At 39.6% G+C, this 12,716-nt stretch carries 13 protein-coding genes; 10 read left to right on the top strand and 3 right to left on the bottom strand.

Annotated elements, in window-relative coordinates:
- The first annotated feature begins 31 nt into the window (after window positions 1-31).
- From atpA to ACK1I8_RS15845, 7 genes are all read left to right on the top strand, one after another.
- On the top strand, window positions 32-1,606 hold the full coding sequence (gene atpA, locus ACK1I8_RS15875; protein ID WP_167297190.1) for a F0F1 ATP synthase subunit alpha: 1,575 nt from the start codon (window positions 32-34) through the stop codon (window positions 1,604-1,606).
- 86 nt (window positions 1,607-1,692) lie between these two features.
- Window positions 1,693-2,586: an ATP synthase F1 subunit gamma gene (atpG, locus tag ACK1I8_RS15870; protein ID WP_412466299.1), complete on the top strand. Its 894-nt coding sequence runs from the start codon at window positions 1,693-1,695 to the stop codon at window positions 2,584-2,586.
- A gap of 205 nt (window positions 2,587-2,791) precedes the next feature.
- On the top strand, window positions 2,792-3,919 hold the full coding sequence (locus ACK1I8_RS15865) for an ATP-binding protein (protein WP_412466298.1): 1,128 nt from the start codon (window positions 2,792-2,794) through the stop codon (window positions 3,917-3,919).
- Window positions 3,920-3,947: 28 nt separating this feature from the next.
- On the top strand, window positions 3,948-4,712 hold the full coding sequence (locus ACK1I8_RS15860) for a 5'-nucleotidase, lipoprotein e(P4) family (protein ID WP_412466297.1): 765 nt from the start codon (window positions 3,948-3,950) through the stop codon (window positions 4,710-4,712).
- A gap of 57 nt (window positions 4,713-4,769) precedes the next feature.
- Window positions 4,770-4,988: a hypothetical protein gene (locus tag ACK1I8_RS15855; RefSeq protein WP_090983263.1), complete on the top strand. Its 219-nt coding sequence runs from the start codon at window positions 4,770-4,772 to the stop codon at window positions 4,986-4,988.
- A 40-nt stretch (window positions 4,989-5,028) separates the two neighbouring features.
- Window positions 5,029-5,328, top strand: a complete 300-nt coding sequence (locus ACK1I8_RS15850) for a hypothetical protein (RefSeq protein WP_412466296.1) — start codon at window positions 5,029-5,031, stop codon at window positions 5,326-5,328.
- Between the two features lie 809 nt (window positions 5,329-6,137).
- Window positions 6,138-7,013: a DUF4349 domain-containing protein gene (locus ACK1I8_RS15845; RefSeq protein WP_412466295.1), complete on the top strand. Its 876-nt coding sequence runs from the start codon at window positions 6,138-6,140 to the stop codon at window positions 7,011-7,013.
- 137 nt (window positions 7,014-7,150) lie between these two features.
- Here ACK1I8_RS15845 and ruvC read toward each other — a convergent pair whose 3' ends face one another.
- Entirely contained in the window at window positions 7,151-7,747 is a 597-nt protein-coding gene (gene ruvC, locus ACK1I8_RS15840) for a crossover junction endodeoxyribonuclease RuvC (RefSeq protein WP_412466294.1), read from the bottom strand.
- 41 nt (window positions 7,748-7,788) lie between these two features.
- Between ruvC and ACK1I8_RS15835 the strand changes: the two genes are divergently transcribed.
- Genes ACK1I8_RS15835 through ACK1I8_RS15825 form a run of 3 tightly spaced genes read left to right on the top strand, consistent with a single transcriptional unit; the run spans window position 7,789 to window position 11,022 of the window.
- A complete protein-coding gene (locus tag ACK1I8_RS15835) occupies window positions 7,789-8,766 on the top strand; it encodes a lysylphosphatidylglycerol synthase domain-containing protein (protein WP_412466293.1) in 978 nt (325 codons plus the stop codon).
- Window positions 8,744-9,880 (top strand): glycosyltransferase family 2 protein, encoded by a 1,137-nt coding sequence (locus ACK1I8_RS15830; protein ID WP_412466292.1) that lies wholly within the window; start codon window positions 8,744-8,746, stop codon window positions 9,878-9,880. Before ACK1I8_RS15835 ends, ACK1I8_RS15830 begins: the two co-directional genes overlap by 23 nt.
- Complete coding sequence (locus tag ACK1I8_RS15825) at window positions 9,880-11,022, top strand: ABC transporter permease (protein WP_412466291.1); 1,143 nt, start codon at window positions 9,880-9,882, stop codon at window positions 11,020-11,022. The genes ACK1I8_RS15830 and ACK1I8_RS15825 overlap by 1 nt, the downstream gene beginning before the upstream one ends.
- Before the next feature lie 171 nt (window positions 11,023-11,193).
- Here the strand turns inward: ACK1I8_RS15825 and ACK1I8_RS15820 are convergent, their stop codons facing one another.
- A complete protein-coding gene (locus ACK1I8_RS15820) occupies window positions 11,194-12,141 on the bottom strand; it encodes a DUF5777 family beta-barrel protein (protein WP_412466290.1) in 948 nt (315 codons plus the stop codon).
- Window positions 12,142-12,145: 4 nt separating this feature from the next.
- The gene (locus ACK1I8_RS15815; RefSeq protein WP_412466289.1) at window positions 12,146-12,688 is read right to left on the bottom strand and encodes a YceI family protein; all 543 of its coding nucleotides are present in this window, start codon (window positions 12,686-12,688) and stop codon (window positions 12,146-12,148) included.
- Between the last annotated feature and the right edge of the window lie 28 nt (window positions 12,689-12,716).

The following is a 12,716-nucleotide window of genomic DNA, read 5'->3' as shown; positions in this document are numbered from 1 at the left end:
AAACATTTATAAAAAGATATAAAGTAAAATTATGGTAGAGGTAAGACCAGACGAAGTATCGGCAATTATCAGACAGCAATTGGCGGGCTTCAAATCAGAAACCGAACTGGAAGAAGTTGGTACCGTGTTGCAAGTAGGCGACGGTATTGCCCGCGTTTACGGTTTAACTAAAGTTCAATCAGGAGAGTTGGTTGAATTTGCAAACGGACTTCAGGGTATCGTATTAAACCTTGAAGAAGATAACGTTGGTGTGGTACTTTTAGGTGCTTCTGACGAGATTAAAGAAGGTGATACCATTAAACGTACCAAAAAAATTGCCTCTATTAAAGTTGGTGAAGGTATGCTTGGCCGTGTAGTGAACACTTTAGGTGAGCCTTTAGATGGTAAAGGTCCGATCTTGGGTGAAACTTACGAAATGCCTTTAGAGCGTAAAGCACCAGGCGTAATTTACCGTCAACCGGTAAACGAGCCTTTGCAAACTGGTATTAAAGCAATCGATGCAATGATTCCAATCGGTCGTGGTCAACGTGAGTTGGTGATCGGCGACCGTCAGATTGGTAAAACTGCTGTTTGTATTGATACCATTATCAACCAGAAAGAATTTTATGAAGCAGGCCAGCCTGTATTCTGTATCTATGTAGCTATCGGTCAGAAAAACTCTACAGTAGCTAACATTGTACGTACACTAGAGGAAAACGGTGCTTTACCGTATACTGTTGTTGTGGCTGCTTCTGCTGCAGATCCTGCTCCAATGCAGTTCTATGCTCCGTTTGCGGGTGCTGCAATTGGTGAGTTTTTCCGTGATACAGGTAAACCGGCGTTAATTGTTTATGATGATTTATCTAAACAAGCTGTGGCTTACCGTGAGGTATCTTTATTACTTCGTCGTCCACCGGGCCGTGAGGCTTATCCTGGTGACGTTTTCTACTTACACAGTCGTTTGTTGGAAAGAGCTGCGAAAATCAACGCTAACGACGATATCGCTAAAAATATGAACGATTTACCTGAGTCGATTAAACATATCGTTAAAGGTGGTGGTTCGTTAACGGCACTTCCGATTATCGAAACACAAGCGGGAGACGTTTCTGCCTATATTCCTACCAACGTAATTTCGATTACTGACGGTCAGATTTTCTTAGAGTCGAATTTATTCAACTCTGGTATCCGTCCGGCAATCAACGTAGGTATTTCAGTATCACGTGTGGGTGGTAACGCACAGATCAAATCGATGAAAAAGGTAGCAGGTACTTTAAAGTTAGATCAGGCCCAGTACCGTGAGTTAGAGGCTTTCTCTAAATTTGGTTCTGATTTGGACGCTGCAACTAAATCGGTATTGGATAAAGGTGCACGTAACGTAGAAATGTTAAAACAGGCGCAGTTCTCTCCATTCACTGTGGAGAAACAGGTTGCCATTGTTTACGCTGGTACTAAAAACTTAATGCGTAGTGTTCCGGTTAACAAGGTAAAAGAATTTGAAACGGAATTCTTAACTCAATTGGAATTACGTCACCCTGAAACTTTAGCAGCATTAAAAGCTGGTAAATTTGATGACAGCATTACGGGTGTTTTAGATACCGTAGCAAAAGAGATTTCAAGTAAATATTAATAAGATTTGAGACATGAGATTTGAGATTTGAGATGGGGACTTAATGTTTCACATCTTACATCTCACATCTCACATCTAAATAGAGAATGGCTAATTTAAAAGAAGTAAGAAACCGGATTGCATCGGTACAATCAACACAGCAGATCACCAAAGCTATGAAAATGGTTTCGGCGGCTAAGTTGAAACGTGCTACTAATGCAATTATCGCTTTACGTCCTTATGCAACTAAACTGAAAGAGATTTTAGGTAATCTGTCGGCAAGTTTAGAGGGGTCTTCATCACCTTTTATTCAGGAGCGCGAGCCCAATAAGGTTCTAATTGTGACGGTATCATCCAACCGTGGTTTGGCCGGTGCTTTTAACATGAACGTAATTAAAGCGGCCAATAATTTAATTGCTGAGAAATATAGCGAACAGTTGAAAAAAGGTAATGTGAGCATTATTTCTATTGGTAAGAAAACTCAGGATTTTTATGAGAAACGTAAATACAACGTTATCGGTAACAATAATGAAATCTTTTCGGCCTTAACTTTCGAAAACGTAACTAAAATTACGGATGCAATTATGGCTGGTTTTGTTAAAGGCGAATTCGATAAAGTTGAAGTGGTGTATAACCGTTTCAGAAATGCAGCCGTACAGTTTATTACAACTGAACAGTTATTGCCTTTACCAAAAGCAGAGCCGGTAGCTGAAACAAAAGCGGATAAAAGGACCACTAACATTGATTATATTCTGGAACCTTCGCAAGAGGAAATCGTTGAGCAGCTAATCCCTAAATCAATTAAGATCCAGTTATACAAAGCCGTGTTGGATTCGCACGCATCTGAGCATGGTGCACGTATGACCTCAATGGATAAAGCAACTGAAAACGCTGGTGAGTTATTAAAAGCTTTAAAACTTTCATATAACCAGGCACGTCAGGCAGCAATTACAACCGAGTTAACCGAGATTGTAAGTGGTGCAGCAGCGCTTGAAGGATAATTATTAAATCGGCATTTGGAGCTATAATCCTGAATTTAATATCAAAATATAACAGCCTATTTCTTAACTGAAATAGGTTTTTTTGTATATGTAAGCATTATAATCCAAAATAATTATGTTATTTATGGATTGTAATCCAAAATAATTATGTTTTATATGGATTATAATCCAGAATAATTATACTTTTGTACAGGCTTATTTTATTATGATTGTTCGTAAACAGTTGAATTATGCTTTTAAAAGGCTTTTTAAGGGGAAAGCCTTTATCATCTTTGGACCACGCCAAACGGGCAAAACTACTTTTGTAGAGCAGTTATTGGCTAAGGTTGATAAAAAGACCTTATACCTAAATGGTGATGATGCTGATGTACGTGAAACTTTAGCTAAGCCTAATGCGGCACAAATAGCTAAAATACTGTTAGGCTACGAAGTACTTTTTATAGATGAGGCGCAACGGATCAACAATATAGGCTTACTTATTAAAATTATTGTAGATCGCTTTAAACCGGTTCAGGTTATTGCTACGGGTTCAACAGCGTTTGAGTTATCAGGTAAAATAAACGAGCCCCTAACCGGTAGAAAATACGAAATGATGCTTTTGCCGTTTTCATACACAGAGCTGGTAAATGAAACTGATTTTATTACCGAAGAGCGGTCGTTGGAACAGCGGTTAATTTATGGCTCCTATCCAGAAATCATTAACGATCCGCAGAACGCAGAAGAACATTTAAAACTACTTGCAGATAGTTATCTATATAACGACCTCTTTACTTTGGAGGATGTTAAAAAGCCATTGCTTTTCGAAAAAATTGTAAAGGCCCTGGCGTTGCAGGTTGGGAGCGAAGTTAACATTTCTGAGTTGGCACAATTGGTAAAGGCTGATCAGAAAACGGTTGATAAATACATCAGTCTGCTCGAAAAATCATTTGTTATTTTTACCCTGCCAGCCTTTGCGGGTAATGTGCGCAATGAAATTAAAAAAAATAAGAAAATCTATTTTTATGATACTGGTATTATAAATGCCATCACAAGGAATTTTAATCCCCTTGCCAATCGAAATGATGTGGGCGCACTTTTCGAAAATTATATGATTGCTGAACGGATGAAGTTTTTGCACCAGAACCAGATGGAAGCGGAATGCTTTTTCTGGCGTACTACGCAACAACAGGAAATTGATTATATTGAAAAAACTAAGGAGAAATTTTTGGCTGTTGAATTTAAATGGAGCGAAAGAGGGAAAAATAAAATTCCGCTTACTTTTACAAATGCTTACCCCGATGTAGAAACATTAGTAATATCAAAAGCTGATAGGGGAACTTTTTTGAACGGTTAAACATATCTTTGTTGTATAATATTAATACATGAAAAAATACATCCTCATCAGCCTATCACTCATTCCGTTTTTTGCCGCAGCCCAAAATCCTGCCCGCGATTATACCAATGCAGTACTTTGGCAACAAACTTCGGGTGAATACAGAGCCTTATGTTTTCAGGCCTATAATTTTGCCCGCTTATCGTTAAAAGAAGCTTTGTGGGCCGATACCAGTAAAAAACCAAACTGTGTAATTGTTGATATTGATGAAACGGTTTTAGATAATGCTGCTTTCCAGGGGCACGAAATTAAAAAGGGGGTGAGTTATGTACCTGCAGACTGGACTGAATGGACCAATCTGGCTCAGGCCGATACCGTTCCAGGTGCATTGGCTTTTCTGAAATTTGCCGCCTCAAAAAATATCGAAACTTTTTATGTGAGTAACCGCGATGAAAAGGATTATACAGCTACATTAAAAAATCTGCAGCATTTTGGCTTTCCTTATGCAGATGACGCACATTTAATAGTTTCGAAAGGAACATCAAATAAAGAACCACGTCGCCAAAAAATTAGCTCAACGCACCATATTCTATTGTTATGTGGCGATAATTTAAGCGATTTCAGCAACATTTTTTACCGCGAAAATAAAAATACCTTCGAACAGGTAAACGCCAGCCAGAACCTATTTGGAACAAAATATATTGTGTTGCCAAATCCGATGTACGGAGATTGGGAAAAGCCTTTATATCAGGGTGAAAAACTTAGTGATAAAGATAAAGCGAAACAAAGGTTAGAGCGATTAAAAAGTTTCTAAGTTTTATAAATATTCAGCAATAAGTATTACTTTTGCTGCATCATAAAAATAAGCATTATGGAGAACAACGAATTAAAGCACAATACAGAAAGTATGAAAACGGCTAACCAGCCAGGAATTTATAAATTGATGATTTTTGGTGTACTGGTTTGCATAGTGGGTACTTACGCACGTTTCGCTTACGATTCGTGGCAGGTTTCATTAGCATCCTGGATTGTTCTGTTCATCGGTGCAATTATTGCCATTAAAGGTGTATTCAAAATATTAGACGCATAAGCGTTCTACTATCAAAATATAAAGCCGGTCATGAATATACTTGATCGGCTTTTTTGTTTTTGAACAAAAACGTGCAAGGTTTAGTAAATTGGCATTTTCTTTTTTTGAAAGGCAGGTTCCTGTGGGCATCGGTTGCGAAAGCCCTGCCATCCGCTTTACTTCACTGCGTTCGTGCCCGCTCCTGTCAGGTTTAGATTACCTGGGCAGCCCTTTCTATCTTAAACCCCTGCCCGTGCAGGCGGGCGACAGCCGCGGCAGCCCCTGGTTTTTCATCAGGGCTAAAGCAAATGGCGGGACTGCTATAGCCCAGGGGCTTCTGTATTTGCTTTCCGAACAATAAGATAGTTTTGGGGCATCAATAGTTGTTGTTGAAAATCCAATTTTCTTTTTTGAAAAGCAGGTTCCTGTGGGCATCGGTTGCGAAAGCCCTGCCATCCGCTTTACTTCACTGCGTTCGTGCCCGCTTCTGTCAGGTTTAGATTACCTGGGCAGCCCTTTCTATCTTAAACCCCTGCCCGTGCAGGCGGGCGACAGCCGCGGCAGCCCCTGGTTTTTCATCAGGGCTAAAGCGAATGGCAGGACTGCTATAACCCAGGGGCTTCTGTATTTGCTTTCCAAAAAATAAGATGGTTTCGGGGTATCAAAGGTTGTTGTTGAAAATCCAATTTTTTTTTTGAAAAGCAGGTTCCTGTGGGCATCGGTTGCGAAAGCCCTGCCATCCGCTTTACTTCACTGCGTTCGTGCCCGCTCCTGTCAGGTTTAGATTACCTGGGCAGCCCTTTCTATGTTAAACCCCTGCCCGTGCAGGCGGGCGACAGCCGCGGCAGCCCCTGGTTTTTCATCAGGGCTAAAGCAAATGGCGGGACTGCTATAGCCCAGGGGCTTCTGTATTTGCTTTCCGAAAAAATAAAATAAATTTTGAACACCCACATTTGTCAGGTCTACATTACTGGAGTTAACCTTTGTTATCCTTAACGAAAAGCCATCTAAACTCTTTTATAACGATGCTAAACATCGCATTGGGTTACCTAAACCTAATTTTGGTATTAAAGGAAAAACACAGCGTTAAAAGCTAACCAGAACGCTGCACTTCTAATGGCCATTTGAAGCAAATATTTAAAGTGATTATTTATTTAGAACCACACAATCATGAAAAGGAATATTATTGCTATAGCCATAGTTTTAACCATTTTTGGCTGCCAAAATGAAAATAAAAAATATGCAAGTGCCGATACTGTAGCACTGGAGCCCTTGAGTAGGGAATCTGCAGATAGTACTGCCGCTGAGAAAATTATCAAAACTGCCGATATGCGGTTTAGGGTTAAAGATGTGCAACATACCAAAGAGCAGCTAAGCAAAACCATTAAAGCAGAAGGCGGAACTGTTGCAGAATTCTCTATCGAAAGTACCATTCAGGAAACCGATAAGATTAAACAATCTACAGATTCATTAAAAGAAATTACTTCTTATCACACCCAGGGTTATCTGGTGGCTAAAATACCGTCAGATAAGCTGGATGACTTTACCAATATAGTCTCAAAACTGGCTGTTTTTGTAGATAATCAGTCGATGAAGATGGACGATCAGAGCATGGCTTATTTGGCCAACAAACTAAAGGCTCAGAATAGACTTGATGCGATTGAAAAAATCAATCAGGTAGCTTCGAAGAAAAGTGCCAACATAGAATCATCACTTTACATCAAAGATGATTATGTAGATAAAAGAATCGCGAATATGCAGATGGATAACCGTGTAAAGTTCAGTACCATTACCCTTAATTTTTATCAGGATAATACGGTAAAAACGATGATCGTTGCCAATGACAATCTGTATGATTACCGCCCGGCATTTATCAACAGGCTGTGGCTGGGTATAGTAAATGGCTGGACAATTTTTAAAGAGATTATTATTGCGATATCCAACCTCTGGATGTTAATATTGGCTGTCATTCTGGTGTTTTTAGTGATAAAACATGGTATCAGAAAGAATAAAATGACCAGGGAACTGGCCACAAAAAATCTTTAAAATAATCAGGTATAAATTTCTTCATGGTTCGTGTATGCACGGGCCATGTCGTTGTTTTTTCTACCCGGAAAGATTGCTTCACTCTTTCACCATGTGCAAGGCTTCCGTTTTGCAATGGCAGTTTGAGGCACTGTAAACTAACCTTTTAGCCTGGTATTTGCTTTTTTTATTCCGGTCACTTTTGTTTTATTATCGCTTACAAAAGATTCCCAGCCCGAATAGGTTTTAGATTTACCACCTGCGGTAATCTTCTGAAAGGAATGACAAACTGCCACGGCCAATCCATCTGTAGCATCTAAAAATTCGGGTGTTTCTTTAAAGTTGAGTAAACGTTGCAACATCGCCGCTACCTGTTCTTTGGTGGCGTTTCCGCTACCGGTAATGGATTGTTTAATCTTCCTTGGAGAATACTCTGTTACAGGTACATTTCTGGAAAGTGCGGCTGCAATGGCAATGCCCTGTGCACGGCCAAGTTTTAACAGTACCTGGATGTTTTTACCATAAAATGGAGCTTCTATGGCCAATACATCAGGTTTATATTGCTCCATCAATACCACCGTTTTTTCAAATATGCGTTGAAGTTTAAGAAAAGGGTCGTCTAAATGAGTCATTTTAACCACGCCTAAACTAATCAGTTCCGTTTTATTACCCTTCTCCAGAATTACGCCATAACCCATCACCGCAGTGCCCGGATCGATGCCCATAATTACCCGTTCCTTTTTTTCGTTCAACATTACGGCAATATTAAGCATATTTGCAAATAAAAAATAGAATCTTGACAGGCAGGCAAAAAAAAATATTATCACTTTTTATCAAAGTTGCAATTGTAATATTTGCCTTTTGGTTTATTTATCATAAACTGGTTGCCAATAAAAATCTTCATGATTTCAGTACCCTGTTAAAGGGGATTCCTCAGTTGGAAATTATCATTGTAATCGGTGTGGTAGTCTTACTGATGTTTGTAAACTGGTTTTTAGAGGCAGGCAAATGGAAATACCTGATGAGCCACATTGAGCCTATTGGCTTTTACAGGGCCATAGAATCTGTTTTTTGTGGTTTAACATTGGCTATTTTTACACCCAACAGGTTAGGTGAGTATGGAGGCCGCGTGTTTTTCCTCTCCCCGCGAAGAAGAATTGTAGGGATAGTGGCCATGAGTGTGGGCAGTATCGGTCAATTGGTATTAACCAATATTTTTGGGGCTGTTGCAGCTTGCTTTTTCGTGTACCGCTTTATCCCTATTGATCGGGTACTGTTTATTGCCCTGGTTTTTTTTGCAGTTATTTTTTGTCTTTTTTTTCTGATCTTTTATTTTAACATCCGCTGGTTAAACGGGATTTTATTATCCTTCAGATTCACCAGGAAATACAAGAAATTTTATAGCATTTTAGCCCGGTACAGAAAAAGGGAGTTATTCAAAATTATTACTTACTGTTTTGCCCGTTACCTGGTATTTAGCTCTCAGTATTTTATCTTATTTATATGGCTGGTGCCGGGACTGCATTATGGAGATATTATAATGATGACCTGCCTGCTGTTTTTGGTACAGTCGGCATTGCCTTCACTTGATCTTTTTGATGTGGGTATCAGAAGTGTTACTGCGGTTGAGCTATTTAAACATGTAACCGATCAGCATGTAGCGGTTATTGCATGTACTGCCAGTATTTGGCTCATTAATATTATAATTCCTGCTATCTTAGGCACTTATTTCGTTTTTAAACTCAATTTTTTTGGAAATTTTAAATCTAACTAGTTTCTTTTCTGCGGCGCTCACCTTAATTTACGGGTTGTTGGTGCTTAATTTTATAAGAGGATGGCATAAGCTGATCTATTTTATACCACAAAAATCCGATCCTCAAACCAAAGTTTCTATTATTGTGGCCGCAAGGGATGAGGAAGCAAACATCAATAAAACGATTGATGATCTGATTGCTCAGCAATATCCTAAAGCTTTAACGGAGATTATTATTATTGATGACCATTCTACGGATAGCACAGCAGAAATCGTGTTAAGTTATGCCAATCGTAATGTAAAACTGATTAAGTTAAACGAAGACCGGGCGTTAAATTCGTACAAGAAGAAAGCCATACAAACGGCTATCGGTACCTGCACTGGCGATCTGATTATTACCACAGATGCTGATTGCAGGATGGGTCCAAACTGGTTGGTTACGATTGTTAATCTGTATGAAGAAAAAAACTATAAAATGATTTCTTCGCCCGTTGCTTATTTTCAGGAGAAGAGTTTCTTTGAGCGGTTGCAATCTTTAGAATTTCTTTATTTGATTGGTTTGGGAGCTTCTACTATCGGGAATAAACAGCCATCAACCTGTAACGGTGCAAATCTGGCCTACGAGAAAACAACCTTTTATGAAGTTGGCGGCTTTCAGGGGATTGATGATCTGGCATCAGGCGATGATGAGTTACTATTGCATAAAATTGCGGCCAAATACCCGGATCAAATCGGTTTTCTCAAAAACAGGGAAGCGATTGTGTATACACATGCAAAAGAGACACTGGGTGCATTTATCCAGCAACGCAAACGCTGGGCTTCGAAAAGTACCCGTTATAAAAACAAGGCTATTATTGTATTGGGCGTGCTGATTTGGATCTTTAACCTTTCTATTCTCGCAAATTTTATCACAGGACTTTTTATTCCGGGCTTTTTAGCCATTACATTTTATCAATTGTTGTTTAAAATGGTTTTAGAAACACTATTTTTATGGGATGTAACGGGGTTTGCCAAAAGGCGCAACTTACTCATTTTAATACCTGTTTTAAATGTGCTTCATGTGATTTACATGGTGTACATCGGCATTGCCGGAAACAGCGGAAAATACAACTGGAAAGGCAGAATGGTTAGATAATGGATAATAGCCCGTCAAAAAAAGTATGGTTAAAGTTTAAACGGAATAAGCTGGCCTTCGGCGGTTTGATCTTTATCTTACTGTTGATGCTGATGGGAATTTTGGGCTATTTAATTATGCCCGATGATTCTCCAAACGCAAATGTACAAACGCTCCAGTTAAACAAAAAGAAACCAGGTAGCAGCTTTACATTCTTAATCATCAGCCGAAATCCCAAGGTAGAAGAGGTTAACCTTTTGGAGCGAATGCTCTATGGACAAACCCCTATGTTTAAAAGCATTCCGATCACCTCATACAAGATAAAAGGCAATGCGGTTTTTGTGCAGGAGTACATAGGAGAGGATGAAAAAGCTAAAGAAAGCATTTATGCCTTAAAAGACTTATGCCCTCGTTGTGTTTTGCCTTCGAAAACAGCATCAACACAAGCGCTCTTCGAAAAAAATAACATCTATACACGCACCTATATTCTGGGAACAGATATTTATGGCCGCGATTTAATGAGCCGCCTGATTTTGGGCATCCGTGTTTCGTTGTCTGTAGGTTTGATGGCGGTGCTTATTTCACTTTTTATCGGGGTGAGTTTAGGGGCCATTGCCGGGTATTTCGGTGGCAGGATAGATGCTACCATTAGCTGGTTTATGAATGTGGTTTGGTCGCTACCTTCATTATTGCTCGTTATTGCGATTTCATTTGCCCTGGGGAAAGGGTTCTGGCAGATCTTTATTGCTGTAGGTTTATCAACCTGGGTAGATGTGGCCAGACTGGTGCGTGGGCAGGTGATGGCTTTAAAAGAAGTAGAATTTGTAGAAGCAGCAAGGGCCCTGGGTTTTAGTACAACCAGAACCATTATCAGGCATATATTGCCGAACATTGCGGGGCCTATACTGGTTGTGGCCTCATCTAATTTTGCATCGGCCATATTGCTGGAAACCGGATTAAGCTTTTTGGGCTTTGGTGCACAACCGCCCATGCCAAGCTGGGGAAGCATGATTAAAGAGCATTATGGCTACATTATTATGGATGCAGCGTATCTGGCTGTTTTGCCCGGGTTAGCCATTATGTTTACAGTTTATGCCTTCAACGTACTTGCAATAGGTTTACGAGATGCCTTTGATGTTAAAGGACAAAATGTAACGGTTTAATCATCATCTTGAAATACAGGCTGTATCATATTTGTAATCACCTTGAATCTGTAAGGTTGGCCCTATTGAAATGACCTCTCAGGTATTCCAAAATAGGCTCTTTAACCAGTTCAAGGATGACTATTTGTTTATGATACAGCCATTTAATTTAAGAAGTTTATTAAAGTCGGTCTATTTCGCTTTTTTCTTATCCAATGAAAATCTTCTGGCTATACTGAAACCCCAGCGGTATTGTCCCTTAAGCCAGGAAGTATTGGTGTCGGTAATAAACTGCGATTCCTGAATGGCGGTGGCATTAGTGAAATTAAGATGAAAAATATGCCCACCGGTTTCAAATTCAAGTCCGGCACCAAGCGTTTTGTAATATTTTGTATCCAATGTGCTTTCGAGATAAGCTTCCTTATTTTTATCCCTGAATGGAATGGTATAATCTGCCACAAAAGCCATGCGTTTGGTAATTTTGATACGGCCGCCAACAGATAAGGCAAACATATCGTTCTGATCGCCAAAAACGGTAAAATTACGGTGTATATAGGATGGCATCACCAGCAATGAAAAGTTTGAGTTAAACTTACGGGCAATCACCGCCTGCAATACATAGTTTAACCGGTCTTTGAATCCGCCAAATGCATTTGCAGCTGTAGGATCGGTTGAAGCTTTCGCTGCTGAAAGGGTAGTACTACCGAATAAAGTTACCGCGACTGGTATTCCATCGTCAGTATTTTGCTCCAGCAAACGGTATTTCAGGTTTCCTTCGTAAAGCTGTGTTACTACACCAGCTCCTTTTGCCCTTGCCAAGCCTACGGATAGCCTATCGCTGATTCCGTATTCAAAACCGATTCGGATATCTGTTGATTGGTCGAGCCCAAAAAAGTTTTTGGTACCACCTGCACTGCCTGCAATATCGCCAAAACGGTGATCTACCCTAAAATCCAGCTCATTTTTATAAATGGTTTCATTGGTTTGTATGTTGATGAGTTTGGGTGCTTTAAAAGTAGCCTTAACCTTACTTTTTTCGGTAGGCAGCTGCAATGCGTTCTCCAGCGAATCCTGTGCAGAAACCAGTGTAGGCAGCAGGATAAGTAACAGATATAAAAGAGATTTTAGATGAAATTTCATAATTTTATTTTTTGGATGGATAAATGGCGGTTACTTTCACCTGAATGGTTTCTGCAATCTGCTTAAAAACGATCGTTGGGACTTTGATATCATGGTCGGCCAGTTTTACGTTGAATGTAGACGTAGCTTTCACTTCATCGGCGGTAACAACGAGTGATCCTTTTGTGGTATATGCTTTCGTTACGCCATGGATCTGCAGATTGCCCTTAACCGTAACCGGGTATGTACCGGGTTTTGAAAAATCGATCTGCTCTATAATTTTTCCTTTAAAATCAGAAGTAGGAAACTTATCACTTTCTATATAATTTTCATTAAAATGTTCCTGCATCAGTTTTTTCTTAAACTGAAAAGAGGTATTGTTGATTTTGAAGATGATATCGTTGGTTTGGGTATTAAGAGCCGAAGCGCCTGTTTTGCTCTGGGCATCAATATCTTCTAAAGGTGTTGAAGAAAAAAAAGAGGAATTCACGCTTTTACTGACCAAAATCTGCGCCTTTATGCCTGTGCATAACAATAGCGCTGTTAGGGTTAAGAATAATCTTTGCATCTGTAATGTGTTTATGTTTAAATAAAAC

Source organism: Pedobacter sp. KLB.chiD, from assembly GCF_047040275.1.
In the GTDB taxonomy this organism is placed as follows: Bacteria; Bacteroidota; Bacteroidia; order Sphingobacteriales; family Sphingobacteriaceae; genus Pedobacter.
This window is presented reverse-complemented; position numbering and strand designations above follow the sequence as displayed.